Source organism: Rhizobium sp. 01L410, from assembly GCF_056400165.1.
The window spans coordinates 1-17,433 of sequence record NZ_JBFTST010000016.1; the positions used below are offsets into that span (position 1 = coordinate 1).

At 58.4% G+C, this 17,433-nt stretch carries 17 protein-coding genes and 1 pseudogene; 8 read left to right on the forward strand and 10 right to left on the reverse strand.

All coding sequences use genetic code 11. From position 1 onward, the window contains the following. Positions 1-135 (forward strand): annotated as a pseudogene (locus AC1DV9_RS26210) (IS5/IS1182 family transposase); the annotation flags it as partial. Positions 136-215: 80 nt separating this feature from the next. After that, positions 216-944 carry a response regulator transcription factor gene (locus tag AC1DV9_RS26215; RefSeq protein ID WP_477943933.1) on the forward strand — a complete coding sequence of 243 codons (729 nt, stop codon included), beginning with the start codon at positions 216-218 and terminating at the stop codon, positions 942-944. A gap of 1,022 nt (positions 945-1,966) precedes the next feature. Here AC1DV9_RS26215 and AC1DV9_RS26220 read toward each other — a convergent pair. The 4 genes from AC1DV9_RS26220 to AC1DV9_RS26235 form a co-directional block, all read right to left on the reverse strand. Then, positions 1,967-2,890 (reverse strand): LysR family transcriptional regulator, encoded by a 924-nt coding sequence (locus AC1DV9_RS26220; RefSeq protein ID WP_477943934.1) that lies wholly within the window; start codon positions 2,888-2,890, stop codon positions 1,967-1,969. 202 nt (positions 2,891-3,092) lie between these two features. Then, positions 3,093-3,935, reverse strand: a complete 843-nt coding sequence (locus tag AC1DV9_RS26225) for a haloacid dehalogenase type II (RefSeq protein WP_477943935.1) — start codon at positions 3,933-3,935, stop codon at positions 3,093-3,095. A gap of 203 nt (positions 3,936-4,138) precedes the next feature. After that, positions 4,139-4,843, reverse strand: a complete 705-nt coding sequence (locus AC1DV9_RS26230) for an alpha/beta hydrolase (RefSeq protein ID WP_477943936.1) — start codon at positions 4,841-4,843, stop codon at positions 4,139-4,141. A 283-nt stretch (positions 4,844-5,126) separates the two neighbouring features. Beyond that, positions 5,127-5,873: an SDR family oxidoreductase gene (locus AC1DV9_RS26235; protein WP_477950617.1), complete on the reverse strand. Its 747-nt coding sequence runs from the start codon at positions 5,871-5,873 to the stop codon at positions 5,127-5,129. A 598-nt stretch (positions 5,874-6,471) separates the two neighbouring features. Here AC1DV9_RS26235 and AC1DV9_RS26240 point away from each other — a divergent pair. Continuing rightward, complete coding sequence (locus AC1DV9_RS26240) at positions 6,472-7,539, forward strand: aldehyde dehydrogenase family protein (protein WP_477950619.1); 1,068 nt, start codon at positions 6,472-6,474, stop codon at positions 7,537-7,539. A 36-nt stretch (positions 7,540-7,575) separates the two neighbouring features. On the opposite strand, the gene AC1DV9_RS26245 is transcribed toward AC1DV9_RS26240, so the two are convergent. After that, complete coding sequence (locus AC1DV9_RS26245) at positions 7,576-8,511, reverse strand: NADPH:quinone reductase (protein WP_477950621.1); 936 nt, start codon at positions 8,509-8,511, stop codon at positions 7,576-7,578. 166 nt (positions 8,512-8,677) lie between these two features. Here AC1DV9_RS26245 and AC1DV9_RS26250 point away from each other — a divergent pair, with 166 nt between their 5' ends. Beyond that, the gene (locus AC1DV9_RS26250) at positions 8,678-9,007 is read left to right on the forward strand and encodes a winged helix-turn-helix transcriptional regulator (protein ID WP_477950623.1); all 330 of its coding nucleotides are present in this window, start codon (positions 8,678-8,680) and stop codon (positions 9,005-9,007) included. On the opposite strand, the gene AC1DV9_RS26255 is transcribed toward AC1DV9_RS26250, so the two are convergent. Continuing rightward, a complete protein-coding gene (locus AC1DV9_RS26255; RefSeq protein WP_477950625.1) occupies positions 9,004-9,894 on the reverse strand; it encodes a LysR family transcriptional regulator in 891 nt (296 codons plus the stop codon). The genes AC1DV9_RS26250 and AC1DV9_RS26255 overlap by 4 nt on opposite strands. A gap of 140 nt (positions 9,895-10,034) precedes the next feature. On the opposite strand from AC1DV9_RS26255, the gene AC1DV9_RS26260 reads away from it, so the two are divergent. After that, positions 10,035-10,610 carry an isochorismatase family protein gene (locus AC1DV9_RS26260; RefSeq protein ID WP_477950627.1) on the forward strand — a complete coding sequence of 192 codons (576 nt, stop codon included), beginning with the start codon at positions 10,035-10,037 and terminating at the stop codon, positions 10,608-10,610. Between the two features lie 71 nt (positions 10,611-10,681). Next, positions 10,682-11,431, forward strand: a complete 750-nt coding sequence (locus AC1DV9_RS26265) for a pirin family protein (protein WP_477950765.1) — start codon at positions 10,682-10,684, stop codon at positions 11,429-11,431. A gap of 194 nt (positions 11,432-11,625) precedes the next feature. Here AC1DV9_RS26265 and AC1DV9_RS26270 read toward each other — a convergent pair whose 3' ends face one another. After that, positions 11,626-13,257 carry a GMC family oxidoreductase gene (locus AC1DV9_RS26270; protein WP_477950628.1) on the reverse strand — a complete coding sequence of 544 codons (1,632 nt, stop codon included), beginning with the start codon at positions 13,255-13,257 and terminating at the stop codon, positions 11,626-11,628. A 175-nt stretch (positions 13,258-13,432) separates the two neighbouring features. Next, positions 13,433-14,230, reverse strand: a complete 798-nt coding sequence (locus AC1DV9_RS26275) for an alpha/beta fold hydrolase (RefSeq protein WP_477950630.1) — start codon at positions 14,228-14,230, stop codon at positions 13,433-13,435. Between the two features lie 144 nt (positions 14,231-14,374). Between AC1DV9_RS26275 and AC1DV9_RS26280 the strand changes: the two genes are divergently transcribed. Then, complete coding sequence (locus AC1DV9_RS26280) at positions 14,375-14,842, forward strand: MarR family winged helix-turn-helix transcriptional regulator (RefSeq protein WP_477950632.1); 468 nt, start codon at positions 14,375-14,377, stop codon at positions 14,840-14,842. Positions 14,843-14,869: 27 nt separating this feature from the next. Here AC1DV9_RS26280 and AC1DV9_RS26285 read toward each other — a convergent pair whose 3' ends face one another. Next, positions 14,870-15,649 (reverse strand): SDR family oxidoreductase, encoded by a 780-nt coding sequence (locus AC1DV9_RS26285; RefSeq protein WP_477950634.1) that lies wholly within the window; start codon positions 15,647-15,649, stop codon positions 14,870-14,872. After that, positions 15,646-15,975, reverse strand: coding sequence for a nuclear transport factor 2 family protein (locus AC1DV9_RS26290; RefSeq protein ID WP_477950635.1), 330 nt, complete (start codon positions 15,973-15,975; stop codon positions 15,646-15,648). Before AC1DV9_RS26290 ends, AC1DV9_RS26285 begins: the two co-directional genes overlap by 4 nt. A 138-nt stretch (positions 15,976-16,113) precedes the next feature. Here AC1DV9_RS26290 and AC1DV9_RS26295 point away from each other — a divergent pair, with 138 nt between their 5' ends. Continuing rightward, on the forward strand, positions 16,114-17,013 hold the full coding sequence (locus AC1DV9_RS26295; protein ID WP_477950637.1) for a LysR family transcriptional regulator: 900 nt from the start codon (positions 16,114-16,116) through the stop codon (positions 17,011-17,013). Positions 17,014-17,433: the final 420 nt, after the last annotated feature.

The following is a 17,433-nucleotide window of genomic DNA, read 5'->3' on the forward strand; positions in this document are numbered from 1 at the left end:
CGAAACCTCGTCGAACGCTTCTTCAACAAGCTCAAGCAGTTCAGAGGGATTGCCACTCGATATGACAAGGACCCCCAAAACTTCCTAGCAGCCGTAAAACTACTCGCCACCCGCATCTGGATCAGGTCGTTATGAGTCTACGCCCTAGCGATTTGCTGCGCCGAAGATGAAGTGATAGTTTCGATCCGCGCATGACAGTGAAACGAGAAGTCACCATGCCTCAGATGGAATCAGCTCCTTTAGTGCCGGTCGTGTATGTCGTTGATGACGACATTTCGGTTCGCGAATCCCTTGAGCCATTGATCGCTTTCGAGGGGTGGAAGGCGGTGATGTGCGCATCGGCGAAGGAGTTTCTGGAACAGCAGCGCACGGCCGTCCCAAGTTGCCTTATTCTCGATATCTCTCTACCCGATCTCAACGGGCTCGACCTGCAAGAACAGATTTCAGGGGATCGGACCGAGATTCCGATTATCTTCATCACTGGGTACGGCGATGTGCCGATGACAGTGAAGGCGATGAAGGCCGGAGCCCTAGAGTTTCTGATGAAGCCGTTCCCTGATGACGTGCTGATCAATGCGATTCGATATGCCCTCGACCGAAGTGCCACCTCACTCGAGGATAAAAGTGCGCTTCAGTCCATCAGAGACGGACACTCTTCCCTGAGCCGCCGCGAACGAGAAGTCATGGCGCTCGTTGTGGCAGGACTGCTGAACAAGCAGGTCGGATTTGAACTCGGAATCAGCGAGATCACAGTCAAGGCCCACCGCGGCCAGGTGATGCGCAAGATGAAGGCGCGCTCGCTACCCGACCTGGTGAACATGAGTGCGCGCTTGCGACTGCCGGAAACGCAGAGCAGCAAGGTGGAACACCCATCGAGTCTCACCGATCCAATGGTGTCGGGGACACCATCGTCCAATAGATCGGCACCCAAGACTGTGACCTGATAGCGCATGTGTTCCGCATCTCATGGAAACATCTTCGATGTGGGGCAGGCCTGCCCTCGAAGTCCATCTCGACGGTAAACCGGACAAAGGTCATTGGTGACCAATATTATTCCATCTCGAAGCAGATCGGGTCAGAACCCAAGCATTCTTCGCAGATACCACAGCAGTCCTCATCGAATTCGCACTGTAATTTCGCTTGCCTACAACAGTCACAGATGACGGTTCTCCCAGCGAGTAATCGCTGAGGAGGCATGATTTCCACGATTGGCGGCACGACACTCTCAACGGCAGGTTCTGGCATTCCAACCTCCCTAATTAGGCTACTGATATTCCTTGAGATAGTGACGGCATGACCGCTCTTCCAGATGTCAGATATCGATCCCGATGGAGACGATGCAGCCAGTTTGCGTTGCTTGCGCATTGTCATGCCACCGAGCCATTTGTGATCGAGCGCGGTAGGTCGTCGAATACTGTGGAGCGACACGAACGAACGAAGAACATCATTGCCATTTATGCGCGTGCACGCCTATGCCGCACTTCCAAGAGAAGCTACAGGCCGCGCATCGAATGGGCCTAGTCGGTGTATCTCGTGGGGAGTTTTGTGAGGTCGGTCGACGTATGCTTCAGATCGCGTGGGATGCCGACCTGCATAGTGATTAACCCCTGATGTCACCTCGGTCCCGAAACCACCACTTCTGCTTGATCACTGCCCTGTGTCTGCTTTCAGGAAACGACGGAACTGATTTGAATGACCGAAATGACGGCGCAAAGCCAGCATAGCCATGCACTTCGCCTTGAAGAGATTGGAACCTACGGCATGCCACTGAATTCGGCTAAATGCTGAAAATTTCGCCCGAAAGAACACTCTCAGCGGCCGAACTCGCAAGGACTGTGCTGTTTCTAGCAAGCGATGAGTCGTATTCCACAACGGGCGACGAACTGATTGCTGATTATGGTTGGACGCAATTCTACATCGGCAACAACCCGTCATCTCGACTCTATTCGCAGATGGCGGGCGGCCGCTATTCCACCGGAGGAACGCGCCCAAATTCGGCAAGCGCTTCTCGCAGTTTAGGCACAGCGAAGTCAACGAAACGACGTAGCTTCAAAGGCATGTTGTTTCGGGTAAGATGGACGATGTGAACCGGGATCGGTTCGACTTCATACTCTTGCAAGATATAGGTCAGCTTTCCCTCTTTGACAGCAGCGTCGGCGTCGTGCTCCAGCACGACCGTTGCGCCGATGCTGTCAATTGCGGCGTCGACAGCAGCATCCGGCGACGATACCAGCAGCCTGGGCACCTCAGCGATCGTCGAAATCTCTCCTGTATTCCGGTTGCGAAAATGCCAGGGCGAGAGGTTGGGGCTATCGAAGACGACGCAGGGATAACCGCGAAGGCCTTCCGGTGATGCCGGCTCCCCCCGCCTTCCCAATAGCTCCTTGCTGGCGATCGTCACCACGCGCAGGCTTCCAACTCGCGTTGCGACAAGGCTGCTATCCCGCAAGCGACCAACCCGAACCGCCACATCGGCATGAGAATCGATGAGATCGACGTTTCGGTCGGACTGCAAGAGCCGGATTCTTATCTCTGGGTAAAGCGCTAGAAACTGATCGATAACCGGCAGCACCCGCAGGCGCGCGACTTGTACGGGCGTGGTGACGACAAGCTCGCCTCGTGGAGCTGTAAATTCGCCAGCGGCACGACGCTGCTGCTCATCGACCTGCTCCAGAATTTGTTTTGCCGCCTCAACGTAGTCAGACCCGGCATCTGTGAGTTTCAGCTTCCGCGTCGATCGAACTAGCAGCTTCGTACCAACGAGTGCCTCGAGGTCGTTGACATTTCGAGTGAGTGTGGTGACTGGAACGCGCAGTTTTCTTGCAGCAGCCGAGAGACTCCCTTCCTCGACGGACGACACCAGCATCGCCATAGCTTCCAGCCGATCCAAATCACTCACCGTAAACGTTTTGAAGTCGCGATCCTAGAGCAGAAAAACTCCCGAAGTTCAAGAAAGGGCCGCACAAGGCGAGCTTGCCAACGCTGATGACCTTCTGATCCCCGACAATCAGTTGGATCAGGGGTGCTTTAGTCCGTTCAAAGCTCGTTATAACGACGGGGACCGACTTGGATCTTGCCGATAGCCCCAGAGCTTACACGCCTGCCAGACTGGCCAGTTCGACGAGGCTCGTAGCGAAGATATCGATGGATGGGTCGAGCGCAATGTCGACCTTCCCGCCCGGTCCGGTCTCTAGGGGTCGAGGAACGAAGGCCGTCTTAAAGCCAGCTTCTCTTGCCGCCTTCAGATCCCACTTATGCGCAGCGACCATCATGATCTGCTCCGGTTTGAACCCGAGGTAAGTGCATGCCGACTTGTACACGTCGGGATCCGGCTTGTAGGCGTGAATGAGCTCTCCGGTCAACACCGCGTCGAACAACAGCCCACCACGCTTGGAGAGCGAGATAACTGGCGCCATTCCTGCGTTCGACAGCGCCGAAACGGTAAACTTGCGCTTCAGCCGACCGATCCCCTCGACGCAATCATGCCAGGGCTGCATCTGCCCCCATACCGACATCAGTTCGGTGCGCTCGATCTCAGCGATGGCGTCCGTCAACTTGCGTTGATCGAGGACAGTATCGAGAGCATGCCGGTAAATCTGTCCAGCGGGTGCCCATGCCTGTGTTCCAGCGACGATCGACTGGATGGTGGCCGAGGCACCGGCGACCCAATCGAGGAGAAAGCTGTGCCAGTCGATCGACAGCCCGCGTCGCCTCGAAATATCGCTGCTGATGCGCATGAACGGAGTATAATAGTCGACGACGGTGCCTTGGATATCAAAGGTCATGGCCTTGATATCGTTGAATGCGGCGGAGACTTTTACAGCCCGCTGCGAAGTCCTCGAAAATGCAGGAACGGTAAGCGCCGATATCGCGGCAACTGTAAGGAGTCTGCGGCGCGTCGGCGAGAAGCCGGAGCCGGTGGATCTAATCGTCATGTTGAAAACCCCCGAGAGTGAATGTTTCAAAGACCCGTGTAGACACGGCAGATCTACGTCGCGACATGAGGCGATATTGGTTGCTGGCCGAAAAATCACTCTTGCGAGCGAGGTCGACACCAACAATGCCATGCCGATCCGTAGGCGCGAGGAAGACCGCCGTCAGGCGATCTCCCTACAACTAATGAGGCGAAGGCAAGTGGTCAGCGGCTCTGTACGGTCGCGGCCGCTTTGCGAATGACTTCGAGAACTACGTCAGGCTGTGAAACCATGGGTACATGGCTGCTGGCCACCTCGGTAACATCCGCGCCCATGCGTTTTGACACCCAGCGCTGCAGGTCAGGATGCACAGTGCGGTCCTCAGTAGCCAGCAAATACCAGCTCGGCTTGGTCTTCCAAGCGATCTGGTCGGCTGTCAGCTTCTGCTGGCCAATTAGTTCTGCATTCGGTGCGAACTGAGTCGCCCAAACCAGCTTTTGCTCGGCCTCTGACAGGTCGCCTGCAAGGGACCCAGTCCCGCTCGGCCGCAACCAAATGCGATTGTCTTCGATCTCGAGGTGGTTGAAAATTTCAGACGGATATTTGTTCAACTGACCCTGAACAGTCTCGCCGGCGTCAGGAGCGACCGCAGTAATGTAGACCAGGCCGACAACCCGATCATCCATTCCCGTACCGGTAATTACGGCGCCGCCGTAGGAGTGACCAACAAGCAGAACAGGACCGCCGACGCGGTTCAAGGTCCGCTTCACCGTCGCCAGATCCTCCTCGTAGGAATCGAGACCGTACTGAACGGAAATCACCTCGTGGCCTTCAGCCTGAAGTGCGGGAATGACTTTATTGAAGCAAGACCCATCGGCCCAGAGGCCATGGCAGAAAGCAATAGTAACTTTGGATGATGTTGTAGACATAGTAGTTTCTTCCTTATTTGGCCGCGGGTTTGCCAATCGCCTGCCGACGCTGCGCCCTAGCGCGCGATTTCTTGAAACTGTCGCATGATTTTTGACTTAGGCAGCTCATCGATTTCGCCGTGCCGCACGTCGCGAAGCGCTGGCTGATTTGGGGCGAATTATCGATCTCGTCGTGAGAACAAGGGACCCGATTTTAAAGCGCTCGTTCTTTTGAAGCGAGCTGCCCGCCATCACAAAAATACCGAGATGGCGGGCCAGGTAGCCCTGACTTGGCAAACGCAGATCAGAACTGTGTCAAACCACCATCGACCACCAGCTCCGCACCGGTTGTGTATGACGAATCTGCGGACGCCAAGAAGAGAACGGCCTTTGCAAGTTCCGCGGCTTCACCGAAGCGCTTCAGACCGATTTTCTGCGTGATGCCGGCAGCGACTTCCGAAAGGACGGAATCAGGCAGGCCGATCTTGCCGTAGAACGGCGTAGCGATCGCGCCGGGGCTGACGGCATTCACACGGATACCACGAGGCGCCAGTTCTGCGCCCAGGGTGCGGACCAGCGAGCGCGTTGCAGCCTTGGTGGCGGCAAGGATCGAGAGGCCGGGATAACCGATCGCGTTCAGGAACGAGGTGGTGACGATGATGCTGCCAGCGTCAGCGATGATCGGCGCCGTCTTCTGGATCGTGAAGAAGGTACCAGTGAAGTTGAGCGCAATGTTCTCGGCAACATATTCTTCGGTTGCCGCTTCGAGCGGTGCGACAGTGGTGGCGCCGGCATTGGCGAACACAACATCGATGCGACCGAACTTCGTGCGGGTTTCTTCGACCGCACGTTCGATATCGGCGACCTTGCGGATATCGGCGCGAATGAGAAGAGCCTGGCCGTTGAGTTCCTTGCCCGCTGCAGCCAGACGCTCCTCGTTATAGCCGACCAGAACGACATTCGCACCTTCTGCCTGGAACAACTTTGCAGTTTCCAGACCAATGCCCGACGAGCCACCAGTGATGAAAGCGACTTTATTTAACAGCTTCATTTTAGCCTCCTTGGCTTTTAAAGTTGAATTGTGAAAACGACCGCAAATCCCGCTCGCTGAACCGTTTTGGCTTAGGAGCGGTTTGCTTGGCACGAACAATGCATTTAGTTGGAAAGCTTCGGAATTAGCGAAATCTGGGCAACATCTAACCGAAGGGTGATTAGATGAGGAGTCGCCCCAATCGGGCGATTAGCACCGATACCTAACTATCGTTGACCTGAAAGAAGTGACCTGTGCGGGCTCAATAGGCACTGTCATCCTTTACAAGGATGAGCAACGTTAACTACCAGGGCCACGGATCACAGCGCCTATGGCATGGCATGGCTGCTCGCCTCGAAGCGAGGTTCGCGCCGTCGTGTTCAAAATATCGATAGCAAATCCGTGCACGTCGCAATATCGTGCGCTTGATGGGGTTCGAACTGACGACACGTGTCCTCGGTCAGCCAAGTGGTTGACAGAGTTCGATAACGTTACAATTGCAAAGCCTTCGCATGGAGTGCGGTTTTCTGCCTGAATGGCGGCCCCGGCCTGCCCCTTGATTATCTCCGCGAAGCCCATTCCTGCCTCATCGACAAGGGCTATCGCGTCGGCGTCCGTTTTGAAGGACTATGAATTCGAGCGCCAAATGGGCCGCGCCCACGTCATCATGCAGCCGTCTGGTGTCGCCGCGGCCATCACCCCCTGGAACAGCAACATCGGTTTCATCACCTCGAAGCTCGCAACCGCCATTGCCGCCGGTTCGACCATCGTCATCAAGCCGAGCGAGATGCGCGCAATTCACACCCAGATCCTGACCGAGTGCCTGCATGAAGCGGGCCTGCCGAAGGGCGTATTCAATGTCGTCAACGGCAATGGCAATGTCGTCGGCGCGGAACTAAGCCGGCATCCGGACATCGCGAAAGTGACCTTCACGGGCTCCACCGCGGTCGGCCGCGAAATCCTGCGTAGCGCCGCCGATACCTTCAAGCGCGTCACGCTGGAGCTTGGCGGCAAGGGTCCGAACATCATTCTCGACGATGCCGATCTGGATCTGGTTATCCCCGCCGTCTTGCAGATCGGCTTCATCAACAGTGGCCAGGCCCGCATTGCCGGTACCCGCGTTCTGGCTCCGAACCATCGGCTCGACGACGTCCTGGTCAGGCTAAAGAAGGAGATCGAAACATTCAAGGTTGGCTCCCCCGACGATCCGGACGCACTAATCGGACCGATGGTCAGCCGCAAGCAGTATGATCGCGTCCAGTCCTACATCGAACTGGGAACGCAGGAAGGCGCCCATCTCCTGACGGGTGCCTTGGGGCGGCCCGCCGGTCTGGATCGCGGCTGGTTTACGAAGCCGACGATCCTTTTCGGCGTGGACAACCAGATGCGGATCGCGCGCGAGGAGATCTTCGGGCCAGTGCTGTCGGACATCACCTACCATGACGAAGACGAAGCCGTGTCCATCGCAAACGACACGCCGTACGGCCTTCAAGCCTATCTGCATGGCACGACGCAGCACGCATGCAGGCGCTTGCCGATCGACTGGACAATGGGCCGCGTGGTCATCAATGGCGCGCCGCATGAGCCACTCGCTCCCTTTGGCGGGTTCAAGCAATCGGGGATCGGCCGCGAGTACGGCGTGTTCGGCCTCGAAGCGTTTCTGGAGCCGAAGGCTATCATCGCGTGACGATAGGCGTGACGTGCGGAGCGTGAACTCCAGGCGTCACGCGCTTCCCAGGTGGACCAAAATCTTGCCGACAGCCTTGCCGCTCTCCTGAAACTCATGCGCATCGGCTATTTCGCCGAGGGGATATGTCTTCGCGATGCGCGGAGCGTATACCCCCGACCCGGCGCAGGCAGAAATCTCCTCGACGGCCTTGCGCATCGCCGCTTCCGGCATGGTGTACACGTAGACGAAACGGAATGAGAAACCTCCGAGCAGCGCCGGGAAAAACGGTATTGTAAGCTTAGCCTGCAGTGATTCCGTCGAATAGGCCGAGACCACGCCGTCGCGGGCGAGACAGGCGACGGCCACGTCGATATTGGCAGCGACATCAACATCGACGATACGGTCGACGTCGTGGCCGCTCGTGGCCGATCGTATGGCCTGCGGCACGTCTTCCTGGTGCCTGTTGATGACGAGATCGGCTCCTGCGGCTCGCGCGACCTCCGCCTGCTCCTCGCGGCTCACTGTCGCCGCCACCCACGCGCCTGCCCACTTCGCAAGCAGGATCGCCGCGTTGCCGACCGCACCCGCACCACCCTGCACCAGAACCCGTTTGCCGCGCAGGTCACCATCGGCGAACAGGCAGCGATGCGCCGTCATCGCAGGAACGCCGAGCGATGCTCCGATCTCAAAGGGCGCGTTGTCGGCCAGCCTGACTGCCTGCACGGAGGGCACGACAACGAATTCCGCAGCAGTTCCAAACGCACGGCCCCATTGCGCCATGTAGATCCAGACCCTCTCGCCGATGCGCGTCTCGGAAACGCCGGGGCCGACGGCATCGATCACGCCCGCGCCGTCCTGATGCGGTACGATCCGCGGGAATGGCATGGCCTTGCCGCCGAAGCCGGTTCTCGTCTTGATGTCGGAAGGGTTGATGCCCGAGGCAACCACCCGCACCCGAACCTCGCCAGCGCCCGGATGCGGATCGGGCAAGTCACCGACTATAAGCGCTTGCCTCGCAGATCCCTGTTTATCGTAAAACGCAGCGCGCATGACACACCCCCAATGAACTCGCTCCAACTACGCGCGCCACAGGCGATCTTGCAAGTAGGCAACAGTTCTGCCTATAGGGATAGAAAGTACACCATTGGAGATCGAGATGAACCTCGGCCAGAAGTGTCCCGTCGAGACCACCGTCGATGTCACCGGCGGCAAGTGGAAGCCGATGATCATCTACCGGTTGCTGAACGGGCCGCGCCGGTTTGGCGAACTGCGCCGCCTGGTCGGCGATCCAAGCCAGCGCTCGCTGACGATGCAGCTCCGGGAGCTTGAGGCCGATGGGATTGTCGCTCGCGAAGTCTTCGCCGAAGTCCCGCCGCGCGTGGAGTATTCGCTCACACCGTTCGGACAGACGCTCGCGCCTGTGCTGATGGCAATGCGAGACTGGGGCGTCGCGTTTCAGGAGCGGAAGAGCAAGGCCCACCGCTAGGTCGCGTCTCGTTTGGCGCTCGCCGAGAACCGCTCTACAAAGAAATCGATCAGCACCCTGACCTTTCGCGAGACGTGCGATCCGGGAGGCCGCACGATGTAGACGCCGATCTCCGGCAGGCTGTATTCCACCATGATCGGCACGAGCGTGCCCGCCATCACGTAGTTCTGCGCGATCACCACAGGAAGAGCTGCGACGCCCAGCCCAGCCGCCGTCCCTTCGGCGATGCCCACGGCGCTGTCTGCCTTGAACCTTCCCTGCCCGTTGACGATGACCGTTCGGCTGCCGTCCGACACCTTCCAGCTTTCGGTCCCTTGAAGGATGGCCTGGTGTTCAAGCAGGTCCGAGGGCTTCTTCGGGATACCCCGGGCACTCAGGTAATCTGGATTGGCGAACAGCCCCGCCGCAAAGGCGCCGATCTTGCGCGCTGTCAGGTTCGAGTCCTGCAGGTAACCGACCCGTATCCCGCAATCGAACCCTTCTGCCACCAGATCAACGTACCGGTCGCTGTAGTGCGCGTGAAGCTGCAGGAGCGGATGGAGGCGGGCAAGCTCGGCCAGTGCCGGCGCGAAATGTCCGGGACCGAAGGATGAAGGAACCGCCACGCGCAATCGGCCACGCAGCTCTCCGGTCGGCAGCATTTCTTCACGGGCGACGTCCATCTCCAGGCACATGCGGGCGGCGTGTTCGCGGAAGGAGACACCAGCTTCGGTAAGGGATGCACCTCTGGTCGTGCGTGCCAGAAGCTGAACGCCGAGCTCGCTTTCAAGTCGGACGAGCCGCCGGCTGACGATCGACTTCGGCAGTCCGAGACGCCGCGCAGCGACCGTGATCCCGCCGCCGTCCGCCACCTCGACGAAAGTCTGCATGTCCTCGAAGCTGATCATTCCTGCGTTCCATTTTCCGTTCCATAGAGTGGCAAACCATAGAGCTACCGTGCCACCGATCGCAACGCTAAATTCCAGTCATCGAGCGGATCGAAACGAATTTCACCCCACTGCCGCCGACAAGGATAAGGAACACGACAATGCATAAGGACGTATTCACCCCCGAAAATTCCGCCATGCTGCTGATCGACCATCAGATCGGCACGATGGCCTGGACCCACTCTCACGATATCAACCTGGTCAAGCAGAACGCGCTGAAGCTCGCCCGCATCGCCAAGGCTGCCGACATCCCGACCATCCTGACATCCAGCATGGAAGACCAGATCCAGGGACCGCTGCTTCCGGAACTCAAGGAAATCCTGCCTGAATCCTTCGAGGCCCGTATCAAGCGTCCCGGCATCGTCAACGCCATGCACCACGATGGCTTCAACCAGGCCGTCAAGGCGACCGGCCGCAAGAAGCTGTTCGTCGCCGGCGTGACGACGGAAATCTGCGTCACCTTCCCGGTCCTGCAAATGCTTGATGAAGGCTACGAGGTGCAGGTCTCGGCGGACGCATCCGCCTCCTACACCAAGTACGGCGACGACCTCGCCCTGCGCCGCATGGAAAAAGCCGGTGCCATCATCACCACCGTCGATCAGATCATCTCCGAGCTTGCGGTCGATTGGACGAGCCCGCTTGGTCAGAAGCTGGTCGGCATCCTGAACTACCACTGATGTCACAACGATATTGTGTTCATCGGCGCGGGCGACAATCGCCCGCGCCCGAGATGGAAGGAAACACTCCAGTGACGATCACCAAAATCTCCGCAGGCCGGATGCGCGGGAACATCCTCCAAGGCTTCGGCGTCGAAATCCTGTATCCGGGTCTCTCCCTAACGCCCGATGATAGCGGGATCGGGCCGATCGGCAGGATCGATCGCGCCCAGGTGCAACCCGGTCACCTCATCAGCATGCACCCGCACAAGGACGACGAGATCCTGACCTACATCCGAGACGGCGAGATGCTTCACCGCGATACCGTCGGAAACGAGAAGAGGCTCGACAAGACGCACTTCATGATGATGAATGCCGGCCACACCTTCCAGCACGAAGAGCTGATGCTCGGGGACAGCCCGGTTCGAGCGCTGCAGATTTTCCTGCGGCCCAACGCTCCCGATCTTGAGCCGATGGTGCAGTTTCATGATTTTCGCGAGGAGGACAGTGTCGACAACTGGCGCCTCCTGGCAGGCCCGAGGACGGCGCCGCTGACGGTGCGATCCGACGTTCAGGTCTTCGATGCGCGCGTTTCGAAGGGCACTCGGCTAAGCTTGCCCGTCGTAACCGAGATTGGGACCGCTTTTCTGATCTATGCCTTCGACGGGTTGATAGATTTCGGCGACGTCACGATCACAACTGGCGAAAGCGCGTTTACGCGATCGTTCGATGGCCAACTCACAGCCATAGGCGACTCTGACGTCGTCCTGTTCGCGTTCAACCCTGAAGCCGAGGTATTTCGTGGCGGCATGTTTAGCGGAAACCAGAAACATATCGGATAAACTGGAGAAGACACCGTTATGGATGGCGGCATGGGGAGATCATTGCTCTGCTTGTCCTCGCCCTGAACGATTACGAGCTGGCGACCAACTCGGCAACCGTTGAATATACGCCGAACATCCACACCGCATCGCATGATGGTCCGTTCAAAAACTTAGCGCCCTGCAAATAGAGCGCTAAGTCCTGACCGTCAGGATCAGACAGACGGAACGACGCGTTCACGATGAGCGCTCAGTCCATGTGACTTTGCGATCAGATCGGCCGCCCGTTCACCGATGACAACACAAGGCGCCATCGTGTTGCCGGTCGTGATCCGCGGCATGATCGAGGCGTCCGCAATGCGAAGACCCGCGATGCCATAAACCTTGAGCTCGTTGTCGACGACCGACATGTTGTCGCGTCCCATCTTGGCGGTGGAAGTTTGATGCCAGTAAGTGACGGCCGAGCGTCGGATGAAATCGATCGTGCCTGATCTGTCGCGCGCACCTGGAGCTGTTTCGCTTGTCACCAAGGGAGAAAAGGCCTCGCTGTTACCGAGTTCGCGACACAACTCGACCGCCGCCAACGCGGCAGCCAGGTCTTCCGGCTCGCTCAGGGAGTTCGGATCGATCAGGATAGGATCGTTAATATCAGGACCAGAGAGCCGCAACCGACCACGGCTTTTCGGCTGGGCAAGGCCATTGAACATTGTCCAGCCGTGCTCCGGGGTTTCCAGGCCCGTTTCGGCGGGAGAAGGCACCGCGAACTCCAACTGGCACTGAAGGATGTCTGGGCCGGACAGACTCGCGTCACTCTTCCAGTAGATGTTTGCCTCGCAGCCGCTACCGCCAATGGCTTCCGGCTTGCGGTAGGCCCATGTGCAGCCGAAAGCGAGATGATCCTGGTGATTGCGACCGACGCCGGGCAGGTGCTGTACGACGGGGATGCCATGCGAATGCAGCTCGCCCTCCGGGCCGATACCGGACTGCATCAGGAGCTTCGGCGTATGGATCGCTCCGAGTGAGAGCACCGTTTCGCAGTGTGCCATAAACCGGCGCCGCTGACCGTCAATCACAGCCTCCACGCCTCTCACCCGCGTGCCATCGAGAATGACACGCGTGACCAGCGCCTCGGTCATCACGGTCAGGTTCGGACGCGACAGCACCGGACGGACGTAGGAATCGAATACCGACTCCCGCTTGCCGTCCCGGATGCGCAGTTCAGCAATCGATGCGCCGCCGGGTACTTCCATCATCTCGCCGTTGGTTGAATCGAAGATCGGTACGCCGATGGCTGAAGCAGCGCTTAACAAGGCTTGCGCGATCGGCTGGGGAGACAAAGGCTGCATCACATGGGCAGGCCCGCCAGTCCCGCGACGAACCGGGTCCGCAGCGCCCTGCCAATCCTCGATCCGGCGATAGTAGCCGAGGATCGACTCATATCCCCAGGCGTCATCACCGGCCTCGGCGGCGAAGTAGTCCCAATCCGCCTTGTGACCTCTCGCCCACACCATGACGTTGATGCTTGAACCGCCGCCAAGTCCCTTGCCCATGCTGAGAGGAAGCCGCCGACCATCCAGGCCAGGCGTCGGTTGTCCGACAAAGCCCCAGTCGCGGCTCGATCCAAGATTGAGGGGCCACTGCGCAGGGTTCGATACCGTTGCGGATTGATCATCTCCGCCCGCTTCGAGCAGCAGTACGCTGGCGTTGCCATCCTCTGCCAGTCGTGCTGCGACAACCGAGCCGCTGGACCCGGCGCCGCATACGATGAAGTCAAAGACATCGCAGACGGCATTATGCGAAAAAGATGAATTCGCAGGTACATTCTTGTCATGGATAGGCAGTTTCACGTGGGGTCCTCCGTGAATTGGTTCAAATAGATTTATTTGGGACGCCGGGTCGCGACACATTCCGAGCGCGCATCTTTCGCCCTTAGCAAGTCGCTTCGGTCGCGCCGAACAGCTTAACGCGCTCGTATCGGCGCCATCGGGACGGTTGTTAACAGTCCCGATGGCGCGAAATAGATCATTTCGTCTTCGCAGAGGCCGCCTTTGCGGCCTGATCGATGGTATCGGCGATAACCGCCGGCTGGGTCATGAACAGGGCGTGGCTTGCCGATACCTTGGTGATCTTGGCACCGATGCGCTCGGCCATATGGATCAGCATGGCTTGGTCGAAGGCCTTGTCCTCGGTAGCAATGACGGCCCAGCTGGGCTTGGTGCGCCAGGCTGCATTTTCGAGCTTGGTGCCGAACGCCGACATGTTGATCGGAACCTGCGAAGCGCTCATGAACGCGGCTTCGGCATCGCTGACGTCATGTGCGAACCCTGCCTTGAACTTTTGTGGGCTGACATAGCCGAAACCATCCTTCGTTGTCTCGATGACAAACTCGGTCGCAGGCGCAAATCCTTCATATTGCTGAGCCGTCGTCTCGCCGGCATCAGGTGAAAGAGCGGAGACATAGACGAGGCCTGCAACCTTCGGATCGATGCCCGCTTCCGTGATGACGGTTCCGCCCCAGGAATGTCCGACGAGAATGACCGGACCATCCTGACGCTCAAGCGCGCGCTTGGTAGCGGAAACATCGTCTGCAAGCGACGTCAGCGGATTCTGGACAACGGTGACGCGATAGCCGCGCTTCGTCAGATTGTCGTAGACGCCCCTCCAACCTGAACCGTCGGCAAAGGCGCCGTGAACCAGAACGACGTTTTTCACGGTCTGATCTTTCGGAATGGTGTCGGCTGCGTTCGCCGCCGGAAGAGCAACCGATAGTGAGGCTGAAGCAGCGAGTGCGAAAATGGTTTTGATGGATTTGAGTGTCATGGCTTTCTCCTGTTGGTAATTGCGATAACTATTATCGCGATAACTCTAAGTTTTCATATCTCCAGGTTGACGTCAACATGATTCTTATCGCGATATTGGTTTTCGTGATAAGTTCGATTATACTGGTGGCTTCAGGAGTGCAAAATGACCCAACGCCCTAACGATCCCCCGCCCCTGCGCGACCAGCTGTGCTATGCGATTTACACCGCGGGCATTGCGATCCAGCGCGCATACAAACCCGTCCTTGACGAGCTAGGACTGACGTATCCTCAGTATCTGGTCCTGAACGTTCTCTGGGCGCAGGACGAGCAGACCGTGGTATCCATCGCAGATCAGCTTGCCTTGGAATCCAGCACGTTGACGCCTCTATTGAAACGCCTGGAAGCAGCCGGGCACCTGCGCCGGACCCGCAACACTGAAAACGAGCGTCAGGTTCTGGTGGCGCTGACGGATCAGGGCCGTGCCTTGCAGCACAAGGCAGGCTGCCTCAGCGATACCTTGCTGGCAGCCTCGACGCAGACACCACCGGAACTTGCCGCCTTGAACCGCGACGTGCGGCATCTGCGGGACGCGATCTACACGCAGATCGGCGGATGGGACGCACCCGCCTGACCTGCTAGAGTGAATTGGCCTGAACGGTCAAGCGGTTGGGACTGTCCCGCCGTCGATGACGTGCTCGCTCCCTGTAATGGATGCTGCCCGATCAGATGCAAGGAATGCAATCAGATCGGCGACCTCTTTCGGTTTTGCCGGTCGTCCGAGCGGTATGCCGCCGAGTGAGTTCATGATCACCTGCACCGCGGCTTCGTACTCGATGCCGGCTTCCTCGGCGATGCGCAGCGCCAGCCCGTTGGCTCCCGGATCGGCGATCCAGCCGGGAGAGACCCGCACAACCCGCACACCCTTCGGAGAAACCTCCTTAGAGATGCTCTTGCTGTAGGTATTGAGCGCCCCCTTAGCCGAAGCATAGCCGGTCGTCGCCTCGGGTAGCGGAAGGATTCTCTGGATCGAGGTTACGTGGATGACCACACCGCTTCCCTGAGCGATCATTCCGGGGATCAGTGCGCGATCCAGTCTGACGGCAGGGAAGAAATTGAGGTTGAACTCTTTCTCCCACTCCTCGTCGGTGAGCGCCGCAAAGCCTCCAGAAGGGGCCGAAGAACCGCCGAGCACGTTTACGAGGATGTCGAGTCCTCCAAGCTCCCGATGCACTGCATCAACGACGGTTTGGACCCCAGTGCCGGTAGTCAGGTCGGCTTCGACGAAGGCCACTCCAGCGAAGTCGGCAGGCTTCTTACGAGCTGTGGTCAGTACCCTGGCTCCGAGCTCCTTGAACAGCGCCACGGTTGCGGCGCCTGCGCCCGAAGTGCCGCCAGTGATGAGGGCGCGATGACCCTGCAAGGTGAGGAACTGTGTCATACGGTGATCTCCAGTTCGGCGACCTTGTCGCTCGCGACGACGAAGAAGAAGCGCAGATCGATCGGGCTGCCCGGGAAGTCGCCGACGGCATGGGCCATTACCTGGGTTTTCCCATTTGCGGTGGCGATCAGGAAGGGTTCCACCGTGTAGCTGTACTGCTGAGCTTCATCAGCCATCCATGCTCGGATGGCATCACGGCCTCGGTGCGTGAGGCCTTTATCTTTCACGATGCCGTTCTCGGTGAATGTCGTAGCGATCGCATCCGGGCTGCCTGTCCGATCGGCCTCGAAATACGCTTCAATGGCCTTGGGTAGATTGATCGTCATTGGTTCCTCCAGTCACGGTTCCAGCTTGTGCCAGCTGAGGGCCCGGCCCCTTAAGAGGTCGATGACGGTAATCTAAGACGACTTGGTTGACACGATAACTAGGATAAAAGAGGATGAGGAATTGCGAAAAGAGGGATAATGACGCGCTCTGTACTTGTCGATCTGGACGCCGTTCTCAGCATCGCGCGCCTGGGCTCGTTCCGGGCTGCCGCGCTCGAGCTCGGCATGTCCACCACAGCATTAAGCAATGCCGTTGCAAAGCTTGAGCAGCGTCTCGGCGTTCGCCTGTTCAACCGTACAACGCGTAGCGTCTCGCTCACCGACGCGGGAAAAACCTTTGCCGAGCGGGTTGGACCGGCAATGATGGACATCCACGATGCTATGCTCACCGTCCAATCTCTTCAGGAAATTCCAGCAGGCACATTGCGCATCAATGCCTTCGCGACGGCAGCACGAGAGGTGATGGAACCGCTCATATTGTCGTTCATGCAGCGCTACCCTCAGGTACATATCGATCTGGTTACGGAGGGACGGATCGTGGATATTGTTGCGGCGGGCTTCGATCTGGGCTTGAGGCCGTCGGATCTGGTGCCGACCGACATGATCGCCGTGCCGCTCGGTTTGAAGCGCAGTAATGCCGTTGTCGCATCACCAGACTTCCTGCGCATTCATGGCAGTCCAATGGTACCAGCCGACCTATATCGGTTTCGCTGCATTCGTGCGCGCCTGCCCAACAACGCTTTGTTTCGGTGGAAATTTGAAAAGGATGGGAATGCTGTCCAGATCGATGTGCAAGGCTCGATCACCCTCGACGAGTCAAGCTTGGTCAGGATAGCGGCTCAGAATGGGGTTGGGCTCGGATACGTCATGGAAGCGGATGTGCGTGATGATATTGCAGCCGGTCGACTGGTGCGCGTTCTCGAAGACTGGACACCCTCATTGGCCCCGCTCGCGCTATATTACCCTGGTAGGAAGAATCCGCCCGCTGCCTTCAGTGCGTTCATTCAGGCTGCACGCGATTTTGCAAATCGAGGATAGCCTCGGTCTATCGTGGTACCGTGCGTGCGATCACTTACTTAGGACCGGCGTGCATTGCCGCCATCACCAGCGCCTTGAGCCAATTCGAACCTTCGTCTCCTCGTAAGATTCAGGCGCTGATGATCGTCACGCGGGGTCGGCCGCATTGGCTTTTTTAGCCCTGCCGCGATCTCATGTTTCATCCGGGTCATCAACCGCCAAGACTGTGCAATCGGCCCAGACGCTCAAGGAGATCGCGTCGCTCCCAGCGTAGTCGGCGTCGAACTCTTCCAGGAGAGTGAGAAATCCGCCCTTCGTCTCGATGTCCGCCGGGGTCAGGTATCCCCATTCACATTCTTCGCAGTGCGCGTAAATGTTATCTGTCACGAGATTGCGAAACAGAAATAGTCGCCCTTGGCGACAGGAGGAACAGTTTCCGGC

What these genes read in the sequence shown, in the direction of transcription:
- AC1DV9_RS26215 (WP_477943933.1), top strand. Translation starts at nt 216, where the DNA reads ATGCCTCAGATGGAATCAGCTCCTTTAGTGCCGGTCGTGTATGTCGTT.
- AC1DV9_RS26225 (WP_477943935.1), bottom strand. Translation starts at nt 3,935, where the DNA reads ATGACGATTAGATCCACCGGCTCCGGCTTCTCGCCGACGCGCCGCAGA.
- AC1DV9_RS26230 (WP_477943936.1), bottom strand. Translation starts at nt 4,843, where the DNA reads ATGTCTACAACATCATCCAAAGTTACTATTGCTTTCTGCCATGGCCTC.
- AC1DV9_RS26235 (WP_477950617.1), bottom strand. Translation starts at nt 5,873, where the DNA reads ATGAAGCTGTTAAATAAAGTCGCTTTCATCACTGGTGGCTCGTCGGGC.
- AC1DV9_RS26250 (WP_477950623.1), top strand. Translation starts at nt 8,678, where the DNA reads ATGAACCTCGGCCAGAAGTGTCCCGTCGAGACCACCGTCGATGTCACC.
- AC1DV9_RS26255 (WP_477950625.1), bottom strand. Translation starts at nt 9,894, where the DNA reads ATGATCAGCTTCGAGGACATGCAGACTTTCGTCGAGGTGGCGGACGGC.
- AC1DV9_RS26260 (WP_477950627.1), top strand. Translation starts at nt 10,035, where the DNA reads ATGCATAAGGACGTATTCACCCCCGAAAATTCCGCCATGCTGCTGATC.
- AC1DV9_RS26275 (WP_477950630.1), bottom strand. Translation starts at nt 14,230, where the DNA reads ATGACACTCAAATCCATCAAAACCATTTTCGCACTCGCTGCTTCAGCC.
- AC1DV9_RS26280 (WP_477950632.1), top strand. Translation starts at nt 14,375, where the DNA reads ATGACCCAACGCCCTAACGATCCCCCGCCCCTGCGCGACCAGCTGTGC.
- AC1DV9_RS26285 (WP_477950634.1), bottom strand. Translation starts at nt 15,649, where the DNA reads ATGACACAGTTCCTCACCTTGCAGGGTCATCGCGCCCTCATCACTGGC.
- AC1DV9_RS26290 (WP_477950635.1), bottom strand. Translation starts at nt 15,975, where the DNA reads ATGACGATCAATCTACCCAAGGCCATTGAAGCGTATTTCGAGGCCGAT.
- AC1DV9_RS26295 (WP_477950637.1), top strand. Translation starts at nt 16,114, where the DNA reads ATGACGCGCTCTGTACTTGTCGATCTGGACGCCGTTCTCAGCATCGCG.